The 25,059-nt window shown below is 56.6% G+C and carries 25 protein-coding genes; 9 read left to right on the top strand and 16 right to left on the bottom strand.

Features of this window, described 5'->3' with window-relative positions; translation table 11 throughout:
• The first annotated feature begins 134 nt into the window (after window positions 1–134).
• Window positions 135–968, top strand: coding sequence for a molecular chaperone (locus RE432_RS00510; protein WP_310931262.1), 834 nt, complete (start codon window positions 135–137; stop codon window positions 966–968).
• 9 nt (window positions 969–977) lie between these two features.
• Here RE432_RS00510 and RE432_RS00515 read toward each other — a convergent pair whose 3' ends face one another.
• Entirely contained in the window at window positions 978–2,003 is a 1,026-nt protein-coding gene (locus tag RE432_RS00515) for a fimbrial protein (protein WP_310931263.1), read from the bottom strand.
• A gap of 563 nt (window positions 2,004–2,566) precedes the next feature.
• On the opposite strand from RE432_RS00515, the gene RE432_RS00520 reads away from it, so the two are divergent.
• The 4 genes from RE432_RS00520 (at window position 2,567) to RE432_RS00535 (ending at window position 5,626) form a co-directional block, all read left to right on the top strand.
• The gene (locus RE432_RS00520; protein ID WP_310931264.1) at window positions 2,567–3,031 is read left to right on the top strand and encodes a nucleotidyltransferase family protein; all 465 of its coding nucleotides are present in this window, start codon (window positions 2,567–2,569) and stop codon (window positions 3,029–3,031) included.
• A complete protein-coding gene (locus RE432_RS00525; RefSeq protein ID WP_310931265.1) occupies window positions 3,024–3,152 on the top strand; it encodes a nucleotidyltransferase family protein in 129 nt (42 codons plus the stop codon). Before RE432_RS00520 ends, RE432_RS00525 begins: the two co-directional genes overlap by 8 nt.
• 79 nt (window positions 3,153–3,231) lie before the next feature.
• A complete protein-coding gene (locus RE432_RS00530; protein ID WP_310931266.1) occupies window positions 3,232–3,858 on the top strand; it encodes a tyrosine-type recombinase/integrase in 627 nt (208 codons plus the stop codon).
• A gap of 142 nt (window positions 3,859–4,000) precedes the next feature.
• Window positions 4,001–5,626, top strand: a complete 1,626-nt coding sequence (locus RE432_RS00535; RefSeq protein ID WP_310931267.1) for a DUF4435 domain-containing protein — start codon at window positions 4,001–4,003, stop codon at window positions 5,624–5,626.
• Between the two features lie 282 nt (window positions 5,627–5,908).
• On the opposite strand, the gene RE432_RS00540 is transcribed toward RE432_RS00535, so the two are convergent.
• From RE432_RS00540 to RE432_RS00550, 3 genes are all read right to left on the bottom strand, one after another.
• Complete coding sequence (locus tag RE432_RS00540; protein ID WP_310931268.1) at window positions 5,909–6,706, bottom strand: TIGR02391 family protein; 798 nt, start codon at window positions 6,704–6,706, stop codon at window positions 5,909–5,911.
• Between the two features lie 468 nt (window positions 6,707–7,174).
• Entirely contained in the window at window positions 7,175–7,990 is an 816-nt protein-coding gene (locus RE432_RS00545) for a nucleotide-binding protein (RefSeq protein ID WP_310931269.1), read from the bottom strand.
• 132 nt (window positions 7,991–8,122) lie between these two features.
• Window positions 8,123–8,581, bottom strand: coding sequence for a hypothetical protein (locus RE432_RS00550; RefSeq protein WP_310931270.1), 459 nt, complete (start codon window positions 8,579–8,581; stop codon window positions 8,123–8,125).
• 615 nt (window positions 8,582–9,196) lie between these two features.
• On the opposite strand from RE432_RS00550, the gene RE432_RS00555 reads away from it, so the two are divergent.
• Window positions 9,197–9,502, top strand: a complete 306-nt coding sequence (locus RE432_RS00555) for a type II toxin-antitoxin system RelE/ParE family toxin (RefSeq protein ID WP_310931271.1) — start codon at window positions 9,197–9,199, stop codon at window positions 9,500–9,502.
• The gene (locus tag RE432_RS00560) at window positions 9,495–9,788 is read left to right on the top strand and encodes an addiction module antidote protein (protein ID WP_310931272.1); all 294 of its coding nucleotides are present in this window, start codon (window positions 9,495–9,497) and stop codon (window positions 9,786–9,788) included. Before RE432_RS00555 ends, RE432_RS00560 begins: the two co-directional genes overlap by 8 nt.
• On the opposite strand, the gene RE432_RS00565 is transcribed toward RE432_RS00560, so the two are convergent.
• The 11 genes from RE432_RS00565 to RE432_RS00615 form a co-directional block, all read right to left on the bottom strand.
• Complete coding sequence (locus RE432_RS00565) at window positions 9,789–10,052, bottom strand: hypothetical protein (protein WP_310931273.1); 264 nt, start codon at window positions 10,050–10,052, stop codon at window positions 9,789–9,791. It abuts the gene before it with no gap.
• Window positions 10,049–11,212, bottom strand: a complete 1,164-nt coding sequence (locus RE432_RS00570) for a Fic family protein (RefSeq protein WP_310931274.1) — start codon at window positions 11,210–11,212, stop codon at window positions 10,049–10,051. Before RE432_RS00570 ends, RE432_RS00565 begins: the two co-directional genes overlap by 4 nt.
• A 366-nt stretch (window positions 11,213–11,578) precedes the next feature.
• The gene (locus RE432_RS00575) at window positions 11,579–12,160 is read right to left on the bottom strand and encodes a nucleotidyltransferase family protein (protein WP_310931275.1); all 582 of its coding nucleotides are present in this window, start codon (window positions 12,158–12,160) and stop codon (window positions 11,579–11,581) included.
• Between the two features lie 129 nt (window positions 12,161–12,289).
• Complete coding sequence (locus RE432_RS00580) at window positions 12,290–13,048, bottom strand: SDR family oxidoreductase (RefSeq protein WP_310931276.1); 759 nt, start codon at window positions 13,046–13,048, stop codon at window positions 12,290–12,292.
• A gap of 161 nt (window positions 13,049–13,209) precedes the next feature.
• Window positions 13,210–13,872 carry a hypothetical protein gene (locus RE432_RS00585; protein WP_310931277.1) on the bottom strand — a complete coding sequence of 221 codons (663 nt, stop codon included), beginning with the start codon at window positions 13,870–13,872 and terminating at the stop codon, window positions 13,210–13,212.
• Between the two features lie 74 nt (window positions 13,873–13,946).
• Complete coding sequence (locus RE432_RS00590) at window positions 13,947–14,495, bottom strand: hypothetical protein (RefSeq protein WP_310931278.1); 549 nt, start codon at window positions 14,493–14,495, stop codon at window positions 13,947–13,949.
• A gap of 24 nt (window positions 14,496–14,519) precedes the next feature.
• Window positions 14,520–15,026 carry a hypothetical protein gene (locus tag RE432_RS00595; RefSeq protein ID WP_310931279.1) on the bottom strand — a complete coding sequence of 169 codons (507 nt, stop codon included), beginning with the start codon at window positions 15,024–15,026 and terminating at the stop codon, window positions 14,520–14,522.
• Window positions 15,027–15,034: 8 nt separating this feature from the next.
• Entirely contained in the window at window positions 15,035–16,039 is a 1,005-nt protein-coding gene (locus RE432_RS00600) for a hypothetical protein (protein ID WP_310931280.1), read from the bottom strand.
• Window positions 16,040–16,140: 101 nt separating this feature from the next.
• Window positions 16,141–16,818: a pilus assembly protein gene (locus RE432_RS00605; protein ID WP_310931281.1), complete on the bottom strand. Its 678-nt coding sequence runs from the start codon at window positions 16,816–16,818 to the stop codon at window positions 16,141–16,143.
• A 29-nt stretch (window positions 16,819–16,847) separates the two neighbouring features.
• Window positions 16,848–18,977 (bottom strand): TcfC E-set like domain-containing protein, encoded by a 2,130-nt coding sequence (locus tag RE432_RS00610; RefSeq protein ID WP_310932986.1) that lies wholly within the window; start codon window positions 18,975–18,977, stop codon window positions 16,848–16,850.
• Between the two features lie 217 nt (window positions 18,978–19,194).
• Complete coding sequence (locus tag RE432_RS00615; protein ID WP_310931282.1) at window positions 19,195–19,731, bottom strand: CS1 type fimbrial major subunit; 537 nt, start codon at window positions 19,729–19,731, stop codon at window positions 19,195–19,197.
• Window positions 19,732–19,964: 233 nt separating this feature from the next.
• Between RE432_RS00615 and RE432_RS00620 the strand changes: the two genes are divergently transcribed.
• Window positions 19,965–21,614: a VRR-NUC domain-containing protein gene (locus tag RE432_RS00620; RefSeq protein ID WP_310931283.1), complete on the top strand. Its 1,650-nt coding sequence runs from the start codon at window positions 19,965–19,967 to the stop codon at window positions 21,612–21,614.
• Window positions 21,611–23,878, top strand: coding sequence for an ATP-dependent DNA helicase (locus RE432_RS00625; RefSeq protein ID WP_310931284.1), 2,268 nt, complete (start codon window positions 21,611–21,613; stop codon window positions 23,876–23,878). Before RE432_RS00620 ends, RE432_RS00625 begins: the two co-directional genes overlap by 4 nt.
• Here RE432_RS00625 and RE432_RS00630 read toward each other — a convergent pair.
• A complete protein-coding gene (locus RE432_RS00630) occupies window positions 23,875–25,050 on the bottom strand; it encodes an MFS transporter (RefSeq protein ID WP_310931285.1) in 1,176 nt (391 codons plus the stop codon). The genes RE432_RS00625 and RE432_RS00630 overlap by 4 nt on opposite strands.
• Between the last annotated feature and the right edge of the window lie 9 nt (window positions 25,051–25,059).

A 25,059-nucleotide genomic window follows, 5' to 3' on the forward strand; every position in this document is an offset into this window, starting at 1 on the left:
GGTCGTAGATCAGACCGATCTGATTTATGGCGGCGGGAATACTGAGTAAAGTGCTTGCGGATGGGTTGGCCGCGGCGCGGTTGCATAGCTGGTAGGGGCGGGCCTACCCGTTTCTACCAGGAATCCACAACACCATGACGATGAGTACCCCGCAGTCCAATTCGAACATCCACGTTTCAGGCGTAAACGGGCCGCAGCCCGATATTGCGCACGTGCCAGAAACAGCACGCCGGTTATTGACGCTAGCCCGGTTTCTGATATTGCTATCGATGATTATTTTGTTGCGGCCCGCGCACGCGGAACTGGAGTTCGATGGCCGGAATCGCTTCATTTTCGAGGCCGACGCGAAACGGCTTTCGATCGTCATTTCCAATCGCGGCGGCCATCCGACCCTTGCGCAGTCGTCCCTTGCCTGGGGGGATGGCCGTACGGATGAAATGCCTCTTGCCCTGAACAAGCCGATGCAGGTCATCTTGCCGGGCCAACAGGGCGCTGTCGAGGTGTTCTATGAAGGCAGCGGCTTTCCCGGCGATCGCGAAAGCTATCTGCTGCTTAGCGTGCTGGACCTTTCCCAGGCCCCGCGCGACCCCGATACCGTGCAACTTGCACTGCTGCACCATTTCAAGTTGTTTTTCCGCCCCAAACTCGAGCAGACCGTTCAACAGGCGATAGCCGGCCTGAAATGGAACCTGCCAACGAGCCACGCGCATCCCATCATTGAAAACGCCTCGCCCTATTTCATTACGCTAAGCGATATTGAACTGATGGATCAAGGCAACACACCCTGCGGGCAGGTCGTGGACCACCTGATGGTGGCTCCGTTTTCCGAAGCCCCGCTACCGGATACCGGGTGCAAGTCGCCCCTTGGCGCGGCGCGCTACCACTACGTGACGGATGCCGGAAACATGCGCCGATACCAAGTCCGCCTTTCTTCCGGGACGACCGCGGCGGGCGTCCCGGTGGAATGAGCCCGAGCTTTACTTGTAATAGATCTCAAGCTTCACACTGGCATTGAAATCGCCAATCACCGGGGTATTCGACCTCCAAAATAATTTGGCCGTGAGGTTTTTCTCTACGTAGAGGTCTCGATTATTGAGCGGAGCGATCGGGAATTCAGTGTTGAACACAATCGGCTTGCCATCCTCTGTTTTCAAAATTTGAATTCCCACCGAATTGTTGTTGACGGGAACCAAGGTCGTGTTGACGTCCGCCAGCGTGCCTGATACGGGCAAAAAACTTCCGCCCAGGCCATAGGGAACAGCGCAGTCCTTGACCGCCGTGATCAAGAGCGGGAGCTCTTGTATGGTGGCTCCGCTCTGCGCAGAAAAAGTACCGACCCGGTCAAAATTGATGGTGCGGGGGATCACATCTACCGTTGAAGAGCATCCGACATAACGCAGATTGTTGAACCCCTCCAGATAGACCGAGAAGTTTTTGTTCGGATTGGCATTGACCCCGTTCACGCCATTGAACTGTACCGCCAAATAGGAGGATGGCATATTGGGGAGCGACCCTTCCTGCCCTGGCATGCCATCGCTCTTTTTCGCGATAAAAAACTGGAAGTTGATGTCAAAAGCCTGGGCCCAGTATGGACAGCCATTGTCGTCGCTGCATCCATTGAATCGTATCGGGAGCTCCATCCTGCAGAATCCGCCGCTTTGCATACTGGGCGATGAACAAAAATAGTCTTTGCCCCCATAGTTCAGGCCAATCTCGATTTGCCCCCCGAGCTGGGTTTGATTCGGATCGGTAATGTTCAGATAAAGATAAACCGACTCTGGCCCCTGCCTATAATCTTGCCAGCATTTCAGTTTCTGCAGGTACTTAGGCGAGCGCCAGATCACGCTGCCGATGGGCAGCGTCGGCGGAACGGCCACGGTCGGGGTAATCTGGGCCGTCATTGTAATCACGGAGCTATTAGAAACCCCGCAGGCCAAGGCAAAGCTCTCTTTGGAAATAATGAGCGCCAAGCCAAGAAATAGAAGTTTGATGAATTGTTTCATGAATTGAACGGTTCTGTGGGCGCGTAAGCGCCCTGCGTACGTGAACGATGTCAACGCCTGTCGCGCAGTGCTTGCGCGTCAAAAAGCGGCATGGACGGGCTATTCGGGAATGGCCGCTACGCAGCGGTGATGTTGACAACCGATCCTAACGCGGCCTGCCAACCGGGGCCAAGAGGATGTGTCTTTGCCAGCCTGGGATTGATCTGATTCTGAGTGAGATGGCGGGCGCTGCTAGTGGGCGCCTGCGCTACGCCAGGAGCTTATGTCCGGGTTTGGTGGCACCTGGTCTTGCGGGCGACTTTAATCAGCTTGGGGCCGACGATAGGGTCGGTCGGGAACTGCGGGACTAGGAATTTGAGCTGGCGCCCAAGCGACGCACTGCTAACCGTGCCAAAGCGGCAGTGCGGATATGGGTTTGACCGCGAGGGTCTGTTGGGGAAACTAAATATAGGAAAGAAGGCAGGCACCCGCCGTCTGCTGTTGGCCAGGAGCGGACGGCCGATGATTCCGGATATGCTATTTCCTCATATCAACCAACCCGAGATTCCAGTTTCCGGCGAAAAATGATGGCGAAAGTTCGAGCAGGCTATGAGCAACGACTATGCGACCTCGTCGAATCCTCTGAGCAACTGATGGCCGCGCTGCGGGCGGTTCGCTGCCTTGGTTTACCCTCGTGGTGCATCGGTGCAGGGGCCATCAGATCCTTGGTTTGGGATAACTTGCATGGCTTTCAAGTGACCTCGAACGTGGATGACGTGGACGTTGCGTACTTTGATGCCGAAGCGCCTCTAGCTCTGGATGCCGAACTTCAAGAGCGGCTGCATCTTCTCCTTCCCTCGCTCACTTGGGAAGTGACAAACCAGGCCAGAGTGCACGAGTGGTTCGCAGAAGCCCTCGGCCAAGTGGTTTCACCCATAACGTCTTTGGAAGATGGGCTGGCCACTTGGCCAGAGTTCGCCACCTGCGTTGGCATTTACCTGGACGGTGATGAATCATTGAAGGTCATAGCGCCGTTACGGATTGAATGACCTGTTTGAACTGCGAGTTCGGCACAACCCTCGTCGGGCGAGCGTATCAACGTTTATGCACCGTGTGAATTCCAAGCGATTCAGCCACCGATGGCCTCGGCTTTCGATCTGTACTCCCTGACCGCACATAGGGCTGCTGTGGGTCGTAATTATCCTTTTTGTTAGTGAAAATGGGATTCCTTTTATCGAAGGAGAACCCCATGAAACCAGATCTCAATGAAGCAAAACCGTTCTTTCCTTGGAACAAGGGGAGGCTCGTTGGCCAAAAGGCTCCGTTGAAGCTGAAAGAAATCTGGGCGATCCGCATACGGCTCCAGCTAGCTGAAAAAGTGCGGGATCTGGCGCTATTCAACCTAGCCATCGACAGCAAATTACGTGGCTGCGATTTAGTCAGTTTGCGCGTTTGCGACATTTCACAAGGGAAGAGCATCTACCCACGCGCTATCGTCATGCAGCGCAAGACGCATCGACCCGTGCAATTCGAGATTACCGAGCTGACGCGGCAGTCGGTGGCTGCTTGGATTGATCTGGCACGCCTCGCTTCAGACGCCTACCTATTTCCAAGTAGGGTAACAAAGTCGCCGCACCTTTCTACGCGACAGTACGCACGCATCGTTGCGGGTTGGGTCGTGTCGATCGGTTTAGACCCCGCGACGTACGGCACGCACACCATGCGTCGAACCAAGGCGACGCTGATCTACCGGCGAACGAAGAACCTTCGGGCAGTCCAGCTCCTTCTCGGACATTCTAAGTTAGAAAGCACGGTGCGATACCTCGGCATAGAAGTCGACGACGCGCTGGAAATCGCAGAGCAGACAGAAACGTAAGATTTACTTACAATCGGACAGCGCACCCATCTGGATTGTTGCTGTCCGGCCAGGAGCGGAAATTCGACTCCTCGCTAAAGCAGTTGCCTAAACGACTGCAACAACTTAGAGACCGTTAATAAGAAGGATTGAGAAAGATCGCATGGTACTGTCAACTAATTTTTCAGCCCCAACACCTACCGGGCCGTTGAACATTGAAGTTAAAGGAGGTAGCAGTGTTGTGTTCATCGGCGCCAATGGTGCAGGGAAGACGCGCCTCGGAGTCTTCATTGACAGGACTCTTTCAGCCTCACATGTCGAAGTTCACCGCATAGCAGCGCACCGTTCTCTATCGCTCAATCCGAATGTAGTGCCACCAAGTCTTGAAGTGGCATCTAAACGCCTGCGATTTGGATACGACGAAGGCACTTTCCAACACAAGGACGGTCGCCGTTGGCAAGGCAAGCCAGAAACTACCTTACTAAACGACTTCGGTCATCTTCTTTCTGCTCTGTATGCAGAAAACAACGATGTGTCGGTCTCATATAGGCAGAGCCAGATACAAGCGCCGAGCGCCGCACCGCCACCCAAAGCAAAGCTCGATAAGCTTAAGGAGATATGGGAAACGATCTTGCCCCATCGGGAGCTTGTGCTTCTTGCTGGAAACATTAAGACAAGAACTCTTGAAAGCCAGCATCAGGAGTACGCCGCTTCAGAAATGAGTGATGGTGAGCGAGTTATTTTCTATTTGATTGGTCAATCATTGCAGGCACAGCCAAACACCCTACTTATATTTGATGAGCCAGAGTTGCACATCAATAAGTCGGTCTTAAGCCGGTTATGGGACGCAATCGAATCCGCTCGACCTGATTGCGCATTCATTTATATAACCCACGATGTGGAGTTCGCGAGTTCACGCCATGCCGCAACAAAATATGCGGTTCGGTCATATCAGAAAGCTCCGAACGAGGCGTGGGATATTGAGGTCGTTCCAGAAAATACCGATATTCCAGATGATGTAGTTGCTACGATTATAGGCAGTCGCCGGCCTGTCCTTTTCGTTGAAGGAGATGGCGGCAGTCTTGACTCGTCACTCTATCGGCGAGTCTATAATGGTTTCACCGTGATAGCAGTTGGCTCATGCGAACATGTGATTCACACCGTTGCCAGCTTTGTCGCCAGACGTGAGCTGCACCACGTTGGGTGCGCAGGTCTTGTTGATGCTGATGGGCGGACTGATGAAGAGGCTACTCAACTTGCACAGAATGGGGTTTATCGACTTCCGGTCTCAGAGGTCGAGAACCTCCTTCTGTTGCCAAGCGTGTTTCTCGCAATAGCGAAAGAACTCAAATTTGAAGAACGGGATGCCCAAGCGAAGCTCAATTCCCTGCGCACTTTCGTTTTCAGCCAGGCTAATCGGCAGATTGATCAGGTCTGTCTGCGCTATACCAGACGTAGGGTCGATGCGGAGATGAAGAAAATTGGTCTAATGAGCACTGATATTTCCGCCCTGGATTCCGAACTCAAAGCCGCTGTATCCAGGGTTGATGCCCGTGGGATTTTTGCCGATATAAAATCTAAAATAACAGCTGCGATTGCAGATCAAGATTACGAACAGGTTCTACTCCACTACGACAACAAAGGCCTATTGTCTGAGGTGGCGAAACAATTTAATTATCAACAAAAAGCGTTGGAGCAGTTCATCGGTCGAATACTAAGGTCAGATGAGCGTTCAGAATTGCACGCGGCATTAGCGTCTCATTTGCCCACGGTAATCCCCCGACCATAAATGGCCCATTGCTTGTGCCGGGCGTATGCACGGCGGATGCAACCGGCATAACCACAAGGGCACGGCGCCTTGGTCGTCCTTACCGGAAATTCTGTTTCTCTGTTGCAGGACTTTTCAGCCGGTGATCGCACGAAGGTCTGCAAAGGGTCGGGAGCGGGTGTCAGTCCAGGTTTGTTGTCGGACAATAACAGTCGTATGGTATGTATCACTGAAGAGCGGACATTCAATGGCCACGCTAAGCTGCGTCGGAGGGAGGCATTGCGGCGCACGCAGTCAAGACTCTCAGACTCTTGGCGGCACGTTGGCCCGGTCAAGGCGGCGATGGATCAGGGAGACGACCGTCAGTAGGTCCTCAGCGTCCTCCTTCGACATCGCCCAGTGGACTCTTGCTTCGTGAGCCGTTGGGTTGCGGAACATACCAAATGTTCCGCGTACGAGGTTGGCGAAACCACTTTGCTCGCTCTTCTCGCTGACCGTGATGCGGGGATTGATTGCCAGCAATGGAGATTCACCGCTCAGGACCCGATCTACCAAGGCGGCACCGTCATCAGTGAGACCGGTCCGAGACCGCATTTTTTCAGCGACACTTTTCACAGCTTCCTGCACAGCGTGAAAATAGTTGTCGGCTAGAAGTTCGGCACGACAGAATCTCAGAACATCTGGATGTACGCCTCGACCCTCAAGATCGGCCCGCAATTCGCGTGCGCGTCGCTGCGCTTCAGGCAGGGTTCGTGCTACCTTCACGGAACTGAGCTCGCCGGCCTCGTCGATGACCAGTCCTGCGAACGCGAGCGCTTGATTGAGGAGTGCGCGCAACGGTTCATAACGGCTCGGCTCGCGGCTGTAGCGCGCCGGCTTCATCGCTTGCCGGATGAACGCCAGTACATGGGTCCGGTTCTGCTTCGTGTTTTGGCTTTCGGCGAATGCGTTGTAAATACGAACTCTTTTCGTAATCGGGCCGGGATCGGTCATCTTGCTCGAAGCGAGAAGATGTTGAATCTCAGTGCCAGTAAGACCGGCGCTCGTATCGCCGAGCGCTCCCGCTATTGCTTCCAACTGATCTTGCGAAAAAAATGCCATCGAACTTATCTCTTTCTTTTTCACGTGGTGATAGGTAGAAGACCTGTGGGCCCCTGACAGTTATGCCAGATAATGTGCGGAGATGTCTGAATCAGGACGGTGAGGCGCATGACATTATTCAACAGTGTCGGAGGCAGAGCCGCGCCCGTTGGCTGTGTACCGTTGCTTCACGTAGATGTTGGTAATTTATCAGCGCATGCCTAATTGGACAACTTTTTGTTACTGACCAGCAAAGGGCATCAGCGCCGCAATTAGCGTCCGCTTTAAGTCGGACTCTGCCCTTTGTCATTGGCTAAAATCGGTGATGAGCCGCCGCTGGCGGTATCAAAAATCGGGCATTCAATGCTTGAGGTAAGAGGCGCCGGAATCCGATAGGGCGAAGAGTGCCGACACTAGCCATGAAAATGGCGAACCCATGGCCAGTGTTGGCGTACGTTTGACCGCCCAGTTAGGCCGCAGATTGAGCTACTACATCAATTTGTTGAAGTCGATGGAGTAGCCGGCTTGCTTCATTTCTTTTGCAACGTCAATCTGCCAGTTTGTGTCTGCGACATAGACTATCCCGCTTACGTCGCTTGGCATTTCTAAGTCACCTACCACCAGCGGAACAACTTTGTCCCGGCCAAGTTTTGCAATTAGATAGCCGTGCTCAAATATGACATTCTGCCGGGCTCGATTTTTTTGCACGCTGGGCGACTCCGCTTTATTGAGCCCACCCACATCGTCCGGTGTGTACAAGATGATCGCAAAGCCAACATCAGTATAGATCTCAATTTTCTCTATGATGGTTTTTCCGCCACTGGCTTGCTCGTGCAATATTATTGCTTCATAGCCAAGTTTCTCAATGAAACGAGCAACTTTTGTTTTTGTTAGCTCATCATGACCATGAACGATAAAAACTTTGTTTTTATCGTTTTTGGCGGTTTGCTTTTTTTTCTTTTCTTCTTTCGGAACTGCTTTGTGCTCGAAATCGTACTCGTCATTCGTCACATCGGTGACAAGTGAGTCTATGAAGGATAGACAGATTTCACCATCTTCTCGCCAGAAACGCTGGACATCAGATTCGCTCCGGCCAACAATGAAAACCATATGGGTCAGTTTGGCATTAAGTCGAGATGTTTCACTCGGAAAGTGTGTATCTAAGAATTTGGAAAACTTACTTCGCCATGCTGCGAAGCGCTCATTCCCATAAGTGGATCCTCTTGATTGATAAGCTTCTACAACCTCGCCAAGAAGGCGTTGCTTGTAGCTCTCCAATCCATTGATTAATTCAATTTTTTCCATGTGAGAAATACGGTTTATTTGAGTTGTTAAGGCGAGTGCCTGCGTGCAGGTTTGTAGTGGTCTAACACCTGAATTAAGCCGCTCCGCGAAGCGGCGTCGGCTTGAATGAATTGTTAGGCTGACGCGCTTTGCTCAATTCAGCACCTTTCTGAGGATACGTGGTTCTGAAACAATCCGATTCTCTGACTTTCCGTGAAATGTGGCCATGCCAATCATGGTGTTCCCGTCGTTCTGGACAATGAAGAGATAGCTACCAACGTCGAATCCAACTCCCTTCTTGTCCTCAAAGAGCAGAGTTACCTGGTTGGCGTGAATTGAACCGGTGTACAAGAACTGACGATTGGATTTTTTACCGTCGCGAGCCTTCGATCTCGCGCTTTCTCCGCAAACTACACTACCCGTCTGGTTCAGTCGAATTTTTCCAACAAACTTCTGTGTGCCACCTCTGCTCTCAAGAATCTCCCAAGTGCCGTCAACGCGGACGCCCTTGTAAAGCACGGAGTTCTTGAAAGTAGGCCACAAATAGCTTGTAAAGATGTAGATAAAAAGTGCCGCAACAATACTAGTTGCAACGCCTGCGATGAAGTCCATAAATTCAGTCTGCAGTCAAAGATGATTGTTGAGGCCTAACGTAATGTAGCCCCCAAAAAAGCGCAAGCCAAATCTGGCGCTTGCGGTCTAAATTGGCACGCAAAAATTGCCGCAAGTGGCTTGTAGCCTGGCCCTGCAGCAAGTTTGCTGAGTAAAAACAATTGCTAAATCTAGCCAAGAAACCCGCCTCCCCTCCTGTGTTGCGCACCACACGGTTGCTGGACCAGATCCGCGAGCAAATTTGTATAAACACTATATCCTACGCACGGAGCATGCCTATGTGCAATGGGAGCTACTGTTTGCGCAATGGCACGGTTTGGGACCTAGCATGACATAGGGTTGCAGGAAGTCGAGGTTTTTCAGGCCATGTTGGCCAATGAGTGACGGCTTTCGAGCTTCTAGCTGAATGGCGGCTCAGGGTCGGGCTTTGCCATCCATCGTGGGCTCGAATTGGCGCTAACAAATAGCGATAGCGGCTATCAACAAACTGTTTCATCAACCAGTACTTTCGGCGTTTCCGGGTTCCCCGCCTGCTGACATCTCTAAAGCGCCAGTTGCATCGCCACGGTTGTTGGCTGGATTGCATAGACGTAGTTTATAGACTACATTTGGCTCATGATCGAGCTAAAGCAGACAAAAACCTACGAGAAGTGGGAAGCCCGGCTACGTGACAAACGAGCAAGGACCATCATCGCAGCGCGCTTAATGCGCTTGGCGGAAGGTTTACCAGGCGATGTTGAATCGGTAGGCGACGGGGTTAGCGAACTGCGGGTTCACTACGGCCCCGGCTATCGCATCTACTTCCAGCGACGAGGAAACCTTTTGGTTGTCCTGCTGTGTGGCGGAGATAAAAGTACCCAGGCCCGCGACATTGCTGCCGCAAAGAAGCTGGCCAACGAATGGAGTGAACGAGATGACTGAGAAACTGACAACCTACGACCCTGCCACAGCCTTAGTAGATGATGAGGAAATCGCATTCTTCATGGCGGATGCCTTTGAAACAGGCGATGCCGCCTATATTGCCAAGGCTCTTGGCGTGGTCGCACGGGCTAAGGGGATGACAGAAATAGCTCAAAAAACCGGGCTTTCCCGTGAACAGCTTTATCGATCATTCAGTGAGCGCGGCAATCCGACTTTGAAGACTACTCTAGCCGTGATGCGAGCGCTTGGCGTCGATATGACGGCCAAGCCGCATGGTGCGAACTGATTATGCAACTGTTCGCATAAAAGAGGGGATATATAAATGGGCCGCCCTGCTTTTCTGTGGATGGAAAGAAGGCCATTTTCGGCCAAAAGCAGTCCGTCGCTTGGCGGCGACCAGAGGCAGCGTCGGCGAATAGACACCACTTCCGACGCGGTTGATGTCCTCCTCGGTGCGAATGTAGCGATGCATCAGAACGTAGAGCCGTTTCAGATCGCGAGCGTTGCGATATGTGCCCACACGCGTGAGTTCAACGCTCTTATCCGTCATGTCCGCGATCCAGCGTTTGCAGGGTAGAGATTGGGGAACCACCGGTCAGCGACGTCGGAGGGAAAGGCCAGACGCAGGGGCGCGCGGTGAGTCGCTGCCGTGAGCATCCCCCTCTTGACCAGCTTGGCCGTGACATTACGCGCACCTCTCTCTTCGTAGCCTGTGAGCGAAGGAATTTTTGAGCGCTCAACCTCGCCACTCATCACAGCTTCGCGCAAAACCGCAAAGCTGCCAGGGAGCAGGCGCTTCGCCCGCACCTCCTCTTCGATGTGGATCTCCATGCGCGTGAGCAGCGTCGCCGGTTCGAGCAGACCACTCATGAAGCGGATCTGATCTACTGAGCAATCTAGGAAGAATTTGCAGAACTCGATCAGCCCACGTTGCGTCAGATTGCCGCGACCGTCGAGATCGCCTTCGCGTGGTCTATCGGCCTGCGCGAGCAACGACTTGTACCGCCCTTCATCTCGCGCCAAGCCTCGGGCAACTGACCAAAGGCTGGTGCCGACCCCGAGGCGTCTGAATAAGGCATGAGACATCAGCCGTGCGACACGGCCGTTGCCGTCAAGAAAGGGATGGATCCAAAGCAGGCGATGATGGGCGGCTCCAACGGTCTGAAGCTGTCGGGATTTGCTCAGCGGCGGCGATCCGTACGCCGCGTCGAAACGCGCCATAAATCGGGGTAGATCTTCATGTGGCGGCGGGACGTGCCGTCCGACCTGCACATCTCGCTTGCGCCATTCGCCGGGAACGATTTCCAGGCGCGCCCCAGTTTTTTCATCAGTAACGAACAGCATTTCGGGAGGCAGCCGCGAGCAAAACGCTTCATGGAGCCAAGATGCATATGCCGCGGATGCTGGCCAGGCATCGGGATCGCGCCCGGTATCAATGAGCCGCTGGACATGGATATGCGCAACGGCCTCCTTCTGAAGATCACGCTTCTTGGGTTCGGTAGAAAAGTCGTTGACCAGGGCCCGGTCAATGTCGCGCGGATGAGTGTCGTGACCCTCAATCAAATTGGAGTAATAGCAATTCATCGAGCGAACGAGATCACCGATCGAGTCCCGGAGAAGTGGACGAATCTGGCCCGCGAGTAAGTTCGCTTCAGCGATAAGCGGCAAGATGTCATCATCAAGGAGTCGCGATGACTCGTCGGGGACCATAGGGCCCATGCTCGTGGTATCCATCTCGGTATTGTACCGGATAAAATACCGGTTTGTATTTTTTTATTTTTTTTAAAATCAAATAGATAAGTGAGATTTATCAATTTTTTAACCGGATTTCATGCCGGTTTATAGGCCGGTTTAATCCGCTGAATGGGCAGGGCGCCCCCGTACCGCTGATCTCGATTCTCGGATCTTTCCCAGGTTCGGCTGGCTCACGGGAACATTGCAGAGATTGGTGCAGCGATGCAACGACCCATTCACCGTGTCGAAGTTCGCCCAAGGCGGCATCGCTATGACCTCCGCCAAGCATCATGATTACTGTGTTGTTGACGCAGTCCGACACAAAGAGGACGCACATCCGCTTCAATGACAGATTAAAAGCCGAGGCCATCGTTCGGCAAACTTCTTGGATTTCACACGGTGCATAAACGTTGAAACGCTCGCACGGCGAGGGTTGTGCCGCACTCTTAACCCAAACAGATCATCCAATCCGTAGGGCGCAATGACCTGCAGCGCCTCGTCATCATCCAAGTAAATACCAACGCAGGTGGCATACTCTGGCCAAGTCGCCAGCCCGTCCTCCAAAGAGACCAAAGGTGAAACTACTTGACCCAGAGTGTCTGCAAACCACCTGTGCACATGGGCCTGGTTTGTCACCTCCCAGGAGAGCGTGGGAAGGGCTTTATGAAGCCGCTCTTGCAGCTTGGAATCCTGGTCTATGGGTGCATCTGCATCAAAGTATGCAACATCCACATCTTCCACATATGAGGGCTCTTGAAAGCCGTGCAAAGTATCCCATACCAGCGATCTGATGGCGCCTGCACCAATGCACCATGAGGACAAGCCAAGCGAGTGAACCGCCCGCAGCGCCGCCATAAGCTGCGCCGATGACTCGACGAGGCCGCACAGTTGTTGCTCATAGTGTGTTTGAAAACTGATCATCATTTCGCTAAGGTTCCCCGCATAGACCCCACCTTGTCTAGCGACGGCTCGGCCGATTGTAGCCAAGGCCAGAGGCCGATTGCGGCCTTTTTTACTATACGCTTCAGTACTTACGAAGTGTTTTGGTCACCATCATGTCAAGCGAACGGACATTCCGCCGTCTACGGTCATCGGACTTCCGGTCATAAAGCTGGACCGATCAGAAAGCAGGAACAAGGCTGCCTGCGCAATCTCTTTTGGGGTTGCCATCCGTTTCATGGGATGCAAGCTGGCGATGAATTCCAAAGCGGCCGGATTTCCTTCTCCACCGCTTGGCGTAATCGTGCCGCCCGGCAGCAAGGCATTGACGCGTATGCCCTCGACGGCATGGTCCAATGCCAGCGACTGCGTCAAACCGATCAATCCGGCCTTCGATGCCGCGTAAGCGCCCATACCCGGCATGCCGCCGTTGCTAAAGCCCACAAATGACGAGGTGAAGACAATAGCGCCTTTTCCGCGTTTCTTCATTGCCGGTATCTGCGCCTTGGCTGCCAGGAAGGCGCTTGTCAGATTGACTGAAATGACATCGAGCCAGTTGTCGATGCCCATATCCGGGACTGGCTGCATCTGGCCCACAATACCGGCATTGTTGAATGCGCCGTCCAAGCCGCCAAACTCGCTGGTAGCAAGGTCGACCAGCGCATCGGCGTAGCCCCTGTCCTTTACATCACCGGCCAAAAACACGGCTTTGCCATCGGCTTGATTAATCGTTTCCGCAAGAGCTTCAAGCTCTTCAGATCGGCGTGCCCCGAGCACGACATGGGCCCCTTCGGATGCGAACAGCCGCGCTGCCGCTGCGCCTATCCCACTGCTTGCACCGGTAATGATGATAATCTTATTGTCCAATTCCATGGCGACACTCCCTTGTGTATTACGTCATGGAAAGTCTAGTCGTGCAGCAGCCAAAGCTGCTATCCGTTTCTTGCGTCCAAGTTCGGCAGAACGGTTGCACAGTGAAGAACAGCCTCAATACCGCTGTTGAACAAGAATTGTCGTGGCGGTATCTGCCCACCTTATCTGGAGCCGCCGGGCGAGCAGGACTGCTGGCCAGGAACGCGGATCTGGCTTCCGTGTAGAAGGATGGGCACGGCGGGATAGACATTGAAGGGTTCCAGTTCGCGCCCATCTGCCGACGCGCCTCGCACCAGATACCGCGTGTTTCCCGTCGCGCTGAGCCGTGCTCCCTCGGGCTCGCAGGAAATCGAGAGCAGGGAAATCTCCTTTTCCGGAAGTTGGCGAACCAAGGCGCTGAATGCAAGACTGATCGCCACGTTGCCGGATACACCTTGCCGCCGGGGATCCAGCAGATTGATGATGGGTCTGATATCCAGGCGATACACCTGTTCCTGGTCGACCTGCTTCAGGGGTTTCAGGAAGACGGTCTTGCTTTGGCCCGGCGCCAGCGCAAGCCGGAAGGGATAGGCATAGAGCGGCGGATTGTCTGTCTGAGTGATGGGTTCCAGCTGTTCGTCCGCCAGTTCAACCCCTGGATTGAGCAGGCGCGACAGGGTGATGGAAATGTACTCGGGGCGGTCGCCTTCGTTGATGATCTGCACCGTGGTGGGTTCCCCGTGCAGGGCCACTACCTTCGGTTGAACATCGATCACGGCGAACGCCGGCGATGCCAGCGCAAGGCATGACGCCAGCATCAGGGCGAAGCCTATTCGTTTTTGCATTGGTTTTCCCGCTACGGCGTTCCCGGCTGTCTGCGCCCTACCGATGGAAAGCCTGTGAGCGGTTGCCGGCGCCATCATGGATCCACTGCCACCGGTTCAAAGGTCATCGACAATTCGCCGCTGTAGGCGCCCGCGGTATCCCTGAAATTTCCCTCCGGGGGATAGGCCGAGACCGTCAGGGCGTAGTAGCCGACGGAGTCCTCATCTTCGTTAGGGGCGGGAGGATTCTTGAATTCCGTATTCAGGCCGACAGCAAGCGTCTTGGGCTCAAGCCCTTCGGCGCCGAGGGTAACCTTCGGTTGGCGAAAGACCAGCGCAGCATTCTGGGAATTGCGGATTTGTACCGGCGTATCCAGACGTACTTGAAATATGCCGGAGGAGGACACGATGCGCAGCCGTGCCTGCACTTCATAGGGCGTGTCCCAGGCGCCGAGCTGCTGCATCACCAGCCCCTGGTCGAACCACCCCCCCTGCGCGTCGGTGACGAACAGATTGTTCCACGCCTTCACGAAAGCCGTGACGCGGCTTGTGATCTTGCCGTTCACGATGACTTCCGACGCAGACGCTTGCAGGGGTAGCAATCCCGAAAGCAGTAGCAGGCCAGTGGCGAGTTTTCTATGCATGTCGCATCATTCCAGGTGTGGGGACTAGATTGCCGGGGCAAGCTGATAGATCAGCACGCCATAACCGACACTCATGATCAAAGGCGCGGAATCCGCATGTTCCCCGCCGGACTCGACGAGTACACGTTGCCTGGGCCGGAACGTCACCCGCCATACGCGGTGGCTGGTCGGGATAGCCAGCGTTTTCAAAGTCATGCGGTACTTCTGTCCGGGCGCCAGGACCAGACGGTCGGGCGTGACCAGCAGTGTGGGCTGGTCTACCTGTTGGATCGGCACCAGGCGTTCCGGCGACCGTCCCGGATTGAGCAGCAGCTTCTGCTCCACGTCCAGGAACAACGGCGTATCGCCCTTGTTTTCGGCATAGAGTTCGGCGGCGGCGACGCCAGGCTCCAATCGCACTTCGGTGTGCGAGAGTTGCAATATGCCGGCCGCCATGCCCTGCAGCGGCGTCAGCAGCAGGCCCAGGAATATGAGCAGGGCGGCGCCAAGAGAAGCCGGCCACGCGAGACGGTTGGAGTAGTGATGGTTCATGGCGCGTCCTAGGGCTTTGCCACGATGGTGAATGTCAGTACATCGCTGTAGGCGCCGCCTTTCGCATCCTTCGGCGCAGACGCGCTGAAGGTGGGGACAAAGCATGTTTTGCCGCTGCTGTTCAGGTTGAACGCCATGTTGTTGGGATTGGGCAGGGGGACGGTGTTTCTGCCGTCGTCCAGGGTTAGCCGGTACGGCACCGTGGCGGCGGCCGATTCAGCATGCTGGAGTTGGTAGGCGCCGTTAGGCGACAGCCCGTTCGCGTTCGCGGCTGTGATGACGTACTTTTGGTAGATGACGTAGTTACCGCCGTTGTAAGTGAAGCAAAGCCGATTGTTGGGCTCGTTCAGGGTCTTTTGGGTCTCTACGCCGCGAGTCAATTCCCCCAGGTCCCAGTCAGGCGCCTGCATGTCGATCAGCACGTCTACGGGGGGCGGTGGGAGCTCCGGATCTACCAATATGTGGCATTGGCCATTTTTGTTGCTGGGCGCGATATAGGCCAACCCCTTGATTTCCCCCACATCGTCGCGGCTCGTATAGTTGCCCGCACGGATGCCGATGGCGGGCCATTGCTGGACGCTGGCGTTGTTGATGACCGCGGTGACCTTTGCGGTCAGCGGATCTTCCTGGAGCCAGGGGCCGGACGTCCCGCGGTACATCACGTAACCGATTCCGCTGTAGGCGTCAGAATGGAGCTGCCCCTGGAGCTTGACCGTGCTGGCCACGGCCGTGCTGGTATTGAGCTTGCCATTGGCGTCATAGGTGTAAAGCAGTACGCCGCGTGAAACAAAGCTGGCGGAGGGAGGGCCGGTATGGCCGCCCTTGCGCTTCCACGCGATGGTCACCTCGACAGTGCTGGTTCCATTGCCATTGTCCGTGTAGTAACACCCGCTGTAGCCGTCACTGAGATTGCTATAGAGCAGGATAAAGGCGAAGGCGTTGCCCGCGCCCAGCGCCAGGAACGCCAGCAGCGTCAGGCCTAGCCATTTTGCGGCGCGTTGTGTTCGATTCATGCTGGCCATGGTTTGTGTTCCTGTTCCTGTGGGGAGTTCAGCGCCCGGCCCCGGGGCGGTCCCTTTCCCCGGTTCGCGCCGCAGCTTTATCGGGCGCGCCATCAGCGGCAATCCAGCGTCAGCCGTTTGTCGTCGGCCGAAAGGCTCAGGCTTTTGCCCGGAAACAGCTGGGGTGTCCCCGGGAACAATGCCATCCAGTTCTTCTTTGCGCCGCCGGCGGCCGTGACATCGGAGAACAACAACCTGACGTTGCCCGTGTTCTCGAGCAGTACTCCCCCCGGCGTACAACGATGGGTCCATGCCGAGCGCTGCTTGGCGGGCGGAGGCATATGCCGAACCAGGACGCCGTAGCCGACCGACACGGACATTGGGGCCGTGATCCTGTCTTCGGGCGCTTCCCGCACCTGCAACGATCGCACCGGCACGATATAGACGCGATACAGCTCTTCGGCGTCGGGTGCATAGAGCGATTTGAGACTGACGGCCCGGCTCTGGCCGGGGCCCAGCGTGATCTTGTCCGGGCTGGCCAGCATGCCGGGCCGATCGACCTGGCCCATGGGCACCTTGACCTCGGGCTCCACGCCGGGATTCATCACCTTCTGCACCGAGATGGAGAGATAGAGCGGCGCATCGCCCATGTTTCTTACCTTCACCGAGTGGTCGTGATTGTTGTAGACCTTGAGGCTGGACGGCATCACCATCAGCTCGCCCTCGGCATGCGCGGGCGGCAGCATCACGGCAATCGCATAGAACAAGGCAAGAAAAATCGTACGAAGCATTATGGGTTCAATCCTATTCGGGGGCCGGGTCACTTGCAGCGATACAAGCTGTCCGAGATCGTGTTCGTTAAATCGCAGATGTAACGTCTGCCAGGCTGCTCGACCGTGATGCTGGCCAGTACCGCTTTGCTGGCGATCGAGAACAGTCCGTTGGGATAAGCAGTGTCTCCGGTTTCCATGATCCGCCCGCCTACCGGTTTGCCGCCGCCGTCTACGAGGATGCCGCTGTAGACCATGTTGATGTCCACCTTGGCTTGCGCGGAATACACCTGCCCGGGGTGGGCGCGGACGATATTCGCCGGTACTTCGATGTTCATGTCCATATCTTCGCTGCTGCTCAGCACGCGGGCGAACGCCACATCGTTGTAGCTGCTTAGGGGGACAGCGTAGGTGCTGCCGCCGGCAACGGGATGGCCTTCCACATTGAAGCCGTATGGCGTTCCGGAAATGTCGGGCGTGCTCAACAGCATGGCGCTGCCGCTGGGGCTGTAGCGTCCCAGCGCGCCGCCTTGCGCATTGGCGGCGACCATGCCGCGATAGTTGAAGTCCACGTTGCTGCTGCCGGCGCTGTTGCCCACGTTCAACGTTGCATCGCCGCGCGTGCCGGAACGGCTGCCATAGGCGTTGATGCTGTTGCTCTGGTCCAGGCGGCTGACGGTCACCCCGGCGGTAGAGGTTCCGTAGCTGTCCTGGAAATCCTTGCGGTAGTCGCCGCTCAGTTGCGTCTGGCCGCCATACTGCGCTGCGCGGAAGCTCGCCTGGGTCTTGTCCAGCATCCAGGTCATATTGAAGTACACGGCGTAGCCGCCGCGCTGCATGTAGCCGCCTTTTTGCACGCCCAGCGAGAACGTCGACCACAATCCATTGGGGTGGTAGTTCCACCGCACTTCGGCCTGCTGGGTTTCGCCGCGGCTGTGCTTCTGGTAGTTGTAGGCAAGCACGGTTCCTTTGACGTTCCGGCTGTACGAAAGGGTGGTGCTGGGCGCGCCCAAATAAAAACGCGATACCTGGGTGCTTTGGTAGCGGCTTGCGCTGAGGTTGCCCAAAACGTCGTCGTTCAGGGTCAGGTTGAAGTACCCGCCGGTGCCGCGCTCGCCGCTCAGTATGCCGACGGTAGGGACCAGGTCTGTCGAGCCGATACGCATGGGCCGGGTGGCATTGACCTCGCCCGCCCAGCGTGAACGATTGCCGGCCACGACCGAGGCGTTCATATAGAACTGGCTCAGGTTCCGGCTGGCGGACACCTGGAACAACTGCCCGCCGTCCTCCATGTCCTTGCCGGCGGTAATGTGCCACGAGTTGCCGCCGCCGCTGGAAAAATTGAGGTTGTTGATGTCCCGTGTTTCACGGTTCACGACATTGCCGTTGCGGTCCACCAGCCGGATCTCGACGGGGTAGTAGCCGCCAGGCAGGTCGATGTAGCTGAATTCGTTGCGTCCCAGGATCGCGGGCCGCTTCAGGATCAGGCGGCCGTTGCGGTAGAACTCGTAGTTGCCTTCGCTGGTGGAAAACAACACCAGCGATCCGACATCGCGGTCGGAGCGGAGATGCTCCTGGCTGCCGAACGTGACGAAGTGGTCAAAGCTGGGCGACAGCAAGGTGCTGACCGCGCCGGACGCATAGTCAAGGCTGTTCTGCTTGCCCGCGCGCACATAGCTTCCCGCAAAGTTCTTTTGCAGGAAATAGGACGAAATGCCTTGATCGCCATTGCTGTTGCCACGGGTGCGGCTGCGGTTGGCGTACCAATTCATATAGCCGAAACCGCGGAACGGCAAGCCCATCCAGGTATTCCCGCTGACGTTCATGGCGCGATAACGGTCGGACGAGGCCCGTAAATCCAGAGATTGGTTATTGACCAGCCCCCAGGTCGTGGTCGGCCGGAGATAATCTTCCTGTGAGTCGCGTATATTCAATGTGCGGCGCTGCTTGTCGATGCTGACATAATGGCCTTCGGCCTTGATGTCGCAGCCTTGGTTGCAAAGCTTGTAATCGACTTTGGAAAGGACTTTTCGAATTGTTTGCTGCTCTTCAATTGAAACGCCGTTTTCTGCGTACTTGATCGAATCGAATACCAGCGTTCCCTGTTCCAGCGAATAACTGATCAAGCCCGGCAAGGTCTTGCCGTTGAACGTGGCGACATAGCGTGCGCTGTTATCCATTTCGACCGCGCTGAACCCTTCCGGAACCCCGTAAGAGATCTTCACTTGCGCGAAAGCCTGCGCACTCGCAAAAGCGAATATGCACACCCACAGCTTGCGGAGTTGAAAGGGGATTGGATAAACGCGCATACCGTTGCTCTGACCAGCAAGGTCGAAAAGAACCCCGACCCGATACCGCTGGGTCGGGGTTCTAGGAAAACCAGCGAATGTGTGCGTATTACGGAGTGGGAACAGCCGCAACCGGCTCGAACAACATGACCAGATCGCCGCTGTAGCTGCCGTTGTCGGTACCCGCGGCGGCGTCAGGCGCGTCGACGCTGATCTTCAGGTGGTGGATTTCGTCGGTGCCGCCGTCGCCGCCCAGTTGCGTTTGGGCGACTTTCAAGGCCGTGCCGACGACCACGTCGCCTTCGCCGCCCGCGTGAGTGAGCTTGACCGAAGCATTCTTCATTTGCTTGTGGCCGTTGGACATCATCAGCGGCTGAGCCAGCGAAATGTTGAATTCCGTGCCCTTCGTCCAGACACGGATCGGCAGGGTTTTGCTGAACTTGCGCTGCTTGTAGTCATCGGCTTCCAGTTCTTCGGTGCCGTACCAAGTCGAGCCGTCGGGCTTGGAAACAAAGATGGCATCGTGGATTTGCGCCGTGAGGGTGATTTTCTTGACGACGGTATTAGCGGGTGTGGGTGCGGCTTGGGCCGCGCCGATCAGTGCGCCGGCCACCCCCAAAGCGATCAGAATCTTGTTGAATTTCATATTGGCAACCTGGAAAATTTTGTTGATTGAATGCCTTCAAAAAAATGAAAGCGGCCCTGTGCGAATAAGTTGCACATCAGCTTGTTAATTATTTCAATTCAGCCCTGTTCCAGGGTTAAGGAAATTCTTAAAATGATTCTTTACGGGCTAAGAAAATTCTTAAAATGCCCATCTTGGCGTCTTCGGCGAAGCCCTGATATACTGTTTTTAAATACAGTAATTGATCAGTGCAGATGAACCCAGTGCTCGAAAATCGCTATTACTATCTCGACAATTTCGAGATGGTCTTGCGCTGGGTCCAGCAGCGCTACGACGACCTGCTGTTGGACGCCGAACGTGATTTCATCCATTGTTTCCAGGGCCTGCCGCGTGCATCGCGCGCGCTGCTGGCCAGGATGATCATGCGCAAAGGCACGCTGTTCAGAAGCAGCAAGCTGCGTTACGACGAAATCGGCAGCGTGCCTTCGGCGGCGCAGGCCTTGATCGAGCAGGGCTGGCTGGACGACAGCCCTGCGCTCACGCTAGAGCAATTGTTCGGCCTGTTGACCAAGGCAGAAGTCGCCGACGCTTTCGGCGCACAACTACCCGACAGGCACGCCCGCAAAGCCGCCCAGTTCCAGGCGCTGCAGGATCGCCACACCACAGCCCTGCCTTTCAAGGCCTGGTATCCCATGGGCGCAGGATGCGTTTATGAACTACTCGTCATGCCGGTATGCGAATGCCTGCGCCTGATGTTCTTCGGCAACCTGCGCCAGGACTGGTCCGAATTCGTCCTTGCCGACCTGGGTCTGTACGTTTATGAAAAAGTGAAATTTCCCGCGTCTTCCCGGATTTTTCACAACCGCCGCGATATCGACGACTACTTGCACCTGCACGATTGCCGCGAGCGGCTCCATGCGGGCGCCGATGCGGAACTTATACAGCAGGACATCCCTTCCGAGCCCTACCCGAACGAATGGCTGGAACAGCGCCGCGCCAAGCTGCTGTTCCAGCTTGGCCGCCACTATGAAAAAAACCATGACTGGGATCGCGCTTACGCCCTGTATACGCAATCCACGTATGCCGGCGCACGCAGCCGCAGCGTACGCGTCCTGGAACTCAACGAGCAATTCGAATCGGCCCTGCAACGGGCGCAGACAGCGCAGCAACAGCCGGAAAGCGAAGCGGAAAAGCAGCAGGTCGGCCGCATGATACCGCGCCTGCTGCGCAAGCTGGGCCGGCCGTGCCCGCCACGCCCCGCCGCTGCGTCCTTGACCAAACTGACCCTGACCCTGCCCCGGCCGCAAATGCCCGTAGCCGTAGAGGAACTGGCCCAGGGCTACTTTCAACAGCCACAGGGCCCGGTCTATTATGTAGAGAACACGCTGGTCAATTCACTGTTTGGGCTGCTGTGCTGGGATGCCATTTTCGCCGCGCTCCCAGGCGCGTTCTTCCACCCATTTCAGCGCGCCCCGGCCGACCTGTATAGCGCCGACTTCTACCTGCGGCGCCAGAATCTGTTCAAGACTTGCCTGGCCCTACTCGATTCGGGCGCATACAGGCAAACCATCGTACAGAACTACCAAAGCAAAGCCGGCATTCAGTCCGAGTTCGTGGCTTGGGGAATATTGAACGACGAAATACTGGACCATGCACTGGCCTGCATTCCCGCCCTGCATCTTAAGAAATGGTTCGAGCGGATATTGCTCGACATCCCCGCTCATCGCTCCGGCTTCCCCGATCTGATCCAGTTCTGGCCTCTGGAAAAACGCTACCAGATGATAGAAGTCAAAGGCCCCGGCGACCGCCTGCAAGACAATCAATTGCGATGGTTCGGCTACTGCGCCACGCACGATATGCCCGTGGCCGTATGCTATGTGCGGTGGGCGGAATGCCCGGCATGACCTATACCGTCGCGGTGCGCACCCTGTGCGAGTTCACGGCCAAACAGGGGGACCTGGATCTGCGCTTCACCCCTGCGCCCACCGCCCAGGAAGGCATGGCCGGCCATGCCCTGGTCGCCTCCCGCCGCGGCGCCGGCTACCAATCCGAGATCAGCCTGACGGGGGAATTCCAGCACCTTATTGTTCGTGGCCGCGCCGACGGCTGGGACCCTGAGCAGAACCAGCTCGAGGAAATCAAGACATTCCGCGGCGACCTGGCTCGGATGCCTGCCAATCATCGCCATTTGCACTTGGCCCAGGTCAAAGTCTATGGCCACCTGCTCTGCCAGAAGCTGGACTTGCCCGAAATCAGGCTGGCATTGATCTATTTCGACATCGTCGGCAAGCGGGAAACCGTCATAAGCGAGCTGCATGACGCGGCGGCGCTCAGGCAAGGCTTCGAGGACCAGTGCCGGCAGTTTCTGGACTGGGCCGACCAAGAGCTGTCGCATCGCCAAAGCCGCGATCGCGCGCTGGACAGCCTGCGTTTTCCGCACGCGGAATTCCGGACCGGCCAGCGGCCCTTGGCGGAGGCGGTCTATAAAGCGGCGCGCGGCGGCCGCTGCCTCGCGGCCCAGGCCCCGACCGGCATAGGCAAGACCATAGGCACGCTATTCCCGCTGCTGAAAGCTGCCCCCGGCGCGAAACTGGACAAGCTCTTCTTCCTGACCGCCAAGACATCCGGCCGCGGCGTCGCGCTGCAAGCCTTGACGCAAATCCGCAGTATGGACGCCAGCATGCCTTTGCGCATCATCGAGCTGGTGGCCCGGGACAAGGCCTGCGAACATCCGGACAAGGCATGCCACGGCGAATCCTGCCCCCTGGCCAAAGGCTTCTACGACCGGCTGCCTCAAGCCCGGCAGGCAGCGCTCGGCCGCGAATTTCTGGACAAACAAGCGCTGCAGCGGGTCGCCTCAGAACACCAGGTATGCCCTTACTATCTGGGCCATGAACTGGTGCGTTGGTGCGATGTGGCGGTCGGCGACTTTAATTATTATTTCGACTCGAGCGCCATGCTGCATGGCCTGACCGTCGCCAACCAGTGGCGGGCGGGCGTACTGGTCGACGAAGCGCACAATCTACTCGAGCGCGCCCGAAAGATGTATACGGCCGAACTGGATCGGGCAGCCTTCAGTGCATTGCGCCGATCGGCGCCGGCCATGCTGAAAAAAACCCTGGACGGCGTCAACCGCTGCTGGAGCGAGCTGCTCAAGAACCAGGGCGCGCCTTACCAGGCCTATGACAGCGTTCCGGCAAAATTCATTGCCGCGCTGCAACGCGCCGTCACGGCCATGATCGATTTCCAGACTGAACACCCGACTCACGTCGATAGCGCCTTGCAGCGCTTTTACTTCGATGCGCTGCATTTCCTGCATATCGCCGAGCTGTTCGACAACCATTCCCTGTTCGATATCACCGTACCGGCCACTGCCGCCGACGGGCAGGGCAAGCAATCGTCATTGTGCCTGCGCAACATCATCCCCGCCCCCTTTCTTGCACCACGGTTCAGCGCCGCCCATTCCACGACCTTGTTCTCGGCCACGCTGACCCCATCGCATTTCTATCACGACACGCTGGGCCTGCCGGACGGCAGTGCCTGGATAGATGTGGAATCGCCCTTCAAGCCCGAGCAGCTTACCGTCCAGGTAGCGCGCCGCATTTCCACCCGATATCAGCACCGCGGGGCATCGTTACAGCCCATGGTCGACCTGATGGCCAGTCAATACGGCAGCCAGCCCGGCAACTATCTCGCCTTTCTTAGCAGTTTCGATTACATGCAGCAAGTGGCATCCCTGTTCAAAAGCCGCCACCCAGGAATCCCAATGTGGGAACAGTCGCGGCAGATGGGCGAAGCCGAGCGCGAAGCGTTTCTGCAACGCTTCACGGAAACAGGCCGCGGCTTTGGCTTTGCGGTGCTGGGCGGCGCCTTCGCCGAAGGCATCGACCTGCCAGGCCAGCGTCTGATAGGCGCTTTCATCGCCACCCTCGGCCTGCCGCAAATCAATCCGGCCAACGAGCAAATCAGGCAACGCATGGGCGCCGCTTTCGGCGGCGGCTATGAATACGCCTATCTGTATCCCGGCATCCGCAAAGTGGTGCAAGCCGCCGGCCGCGTCATCCGCACGCAGGACGACCGGGGCGTGGTGTATCTTATGGACGACCGTTACGACCGGCCGCAGGTGCGCAAGCTATTGCCGAAATGGTGGCGGGTGAACAGAATCTAGCATTCAGCAGGCACCGCTGAATACGCTCTATCGGCACTCACCCAAGCGATCACAGCCAATCCCAGGGCCACGAGCGAAAGGATGGCGCCCGCCCAGTTCGGAGAGGCCAAGCCGAACCCGGCAGCGATCGTCGCTCCGCCGGCCCATGCACCGATTGCATTTCCTAGGTTGAACATGCCGATGTTCACCGATGCGGCCATCGTGGGCGCCCCCGCGCGATTGGCACGCTCCATCACCAGCTTCTGGATCGGCGATACCGTGGCGAAACCGAAGGCGGCCATGAGAAACACGGAGGCCGTGGCGACAGCGCCGTTGCCTGCACCGACCCAGAAGATGAACAGCACCCCGGCCTGCGCCGCAAGCGTCACGAACAGCGTTCCGAAAAGGGACCGGTCTGCAAAGCGGCCACCCATCCAATTGCCGACAGCCAATCCCAGGCCGAAGAGCACCATAAGCCATGCAACGCCTGCCGCCGAGAACCCTGACACCTCAAGCATCATTGGGGCGATGTAGGTGATGGAGGTAAAGAATGCTGCCGGACCGAAGACGGTGATGCCCATGGCGAGCAGGACCTGTGGGTCCATGAAAGCGCGAAGTTCGGCCTTCAGGGCGATGGCCTTTCCGGCCTTGATCGGGGGGACGAGCAGCGCCACGCTGATAGCGGTGACAAGACCGATTCCGGCGATCAGCCAGAACACCAGCCGCCAATCGTAGACTTGCGCGAGCCAGGTTCCCATGGGCACGCCGAACAGATTTGCCAGCGTCAGCCCCGAGAACATGAAGGCGATGGCACTGGCCTGGCGATCCTTTGCGACCAGCGAGGCCGCGATGATCGAACCGATGCCGAAGAAAGTGCCGTGATTGAATGCCGTCAGAATCCGGCCTGCCAAAGCGATCGTCAAAGTAGGCGCGAGCGCCGTCATGACATTGCCCAGCGTGAAGATGATGGCAAGGCTGATCAGCATTGTCTTGCGCGGCACTCTTGCACCCAAGGCGGTAATAATCGGCGCGCCAATGAACACGCCCAGTGCGTAGGTGGTCGCCATCAGGCCGGCCGTCGGGATATCGACGCCAAAATCCTGAGAAATTTGTGGAAGGATGCCAGCGATAACGAATTCGGTCAGTCCAATACCGAATGCGCCGATCGCCAGCGCGAAAAGTGCGACTGGCATGAAGAACGT

This window comes from Pusillimonas sp. SM2304 (assembly GCF_031628915.1).
In the GTDB taxonomy this organism is placed as follows: domain Bacteria; phylum Pseudomonadota; class Gammaproteobacteria; order Burkholderiales; family Burkholderiaceae_B; genus Pusillimonas_C.

Coding starts and splice junctions, on each gene's coding strand:
- RE432_RS00610 (WP_310932986.1), bottom strand. CDS start 18,977: ATGGATAACAGCGCACGCTATGTCGCCACGTTCAACGGCAAGACCTTG.
- RE432_RS00620 (WP_310931283.1), top strand. CDS start 19,965: ATGAACCCAGTGCTCGAAAATCGCTATTACTATCTCGACAATTTCGAG.
- RE432_RS00560 (WP_310931272.1), top strand. CDS start 9,495: ATGACTGAGAAACTGACAACCTACGACCCTGCCACAGCCTTAGTAGAT.
- RE432_RS00530 (WP_310931266.1), top strand. CDS start 3,232: ATGAAACCAGATCTCAATGAAGCAAAACCGTTCTTTCCTTGGAACAAG.
- RE432_RS00545 (WP_310931269.1), bottom strand. CDS start 7,990: ATGGAAAAAATTGAATTAATCAATGGATTGGAGAGCTACAAGCAACGC.
- RE432_RS00625 (WP_310931284.1), top strand. CDS start 21,611: ATGACCTATACCGTCGCGGTGCGCACCCTGTGCGAGTTCACGGCCAAA.
- RE432_RS00590 (WP_310931278.1), bottom strand. CDS start 14,495: ATGCATAGAAAACTCGCCACTGGCCTGCTACTGCTTTCGGGATTGCTA.
- RE432_RS00515 (WP_310931263.1), bottom strand. CDS start 2,003: ATGAAACAATTCATCAAACTTCTATTTCTTGGCTTGGCGCTCATTATT.
- RE432_RS00630 (WP_310931285.1), bottom strand. CDS start 25,050: ATGCCAGTCGCACTTTTCGCGCTGGCGATCGGCGCATTCGGTATTGGA.
- RE432_RS00575 (WP_310931275.1), bottom strand. CDS start 12,160: ATGATGATCAGTTTTCAAACACACTATGAGCAACAACTGTGCGGCCTC.
- RE432_RS00535 (WP_310931267.1), top strand. CDS start 4,001: ATGGTACTGTCAACTAATTTTTCAGCCCCAACACCTACCGGGCCGTTG.
- RE432_RS00605 (WP_310931281.1), bottom strand. CDS start 16,818: ATGCTTCGTACGATTTTTCTTGCCTTGTTCTATGCGATTGCCGTGATG.
- RE432_RS00580 (WP_310931276.1), bottom strand. CDS start 13,048: ATGGAATTGGACAATAAGATTATCATCATTACCGGTGCAAGCAGTGGG.
- RE432_RS00595 (WP_310931279.1), bottom strand. CDS start 15,026: ATGAACCATCACTACTCCAACCGTCTCGCGTGGCCGGCTTCTCTTGGC.
- RE432_RS00540 (WP_310931268.1), bottom strand. CDS start 6,706: ATGGCATTTTTTTCGCAAGATCAGTTGGAAGCAATAGCGGGAGCGCTC.
- RE432_RS00615 (WP_310931282.1), bottom strand. CDS start 19,731: ATGAAATTCAACAAGATTCTGATCGCTTTGGGGGTGGCCGGCGCACTG.
- RE432_RS00555 (WP_310931271.1), top strand. CDS start 9,197: ATGATCGAGCTAAAGCAGACAAAAACCTACGAGAAGTGGGAAGCCCGG.
- RE432_RS00570 (WP_310931274.1), bottom strand. CDS start 11,212: ATGGTCCCCGACGAGTCATCGCGACTCCTTGATGATGACATCTTGCCG.
- RE432_RS00565 (WP_310931273.1), bottom strand. CDS start 10,052: ATGACGGATAAGAGCGTTGAACTCACGCGTGTGGGCACATATCGCAAC.
- RE432_RS00520 (WP_310931264.1), top strand. CDS start 2,567: ATGATGGCGAAAGTTCGAGCAGGCTATGAGCAACGACTATGCGACCTC.
- RE432_RS00550 (WP_310931270.1), bottom strand. CDS start 8,581: ATGGACTTCATCGCAGGCGTTGCAACTAGTATTGTTGCGGCACTTTTT.
- RE432_RS00510 (WP_310931262.1), top strand. CDS start 135: ATGACGATGAGTACCCCGCAGTCCAATTCGAACATCCACGTTTCAGGC.
- RE432_RS00585 (WP_310931277.1), bottom strand. CDS start 13,872: ATGCAAAAACGAATAGGCTTCGCCCTGATGCTGGCGTCATGCCTTGCG.
- RE432_RS00600 (WP_310931280.1), bottom strand. CDS start 16,039: ATGAATCGAACACAACGCGCCGCAAAATGGCTAGGCCTGACGCTGCTG.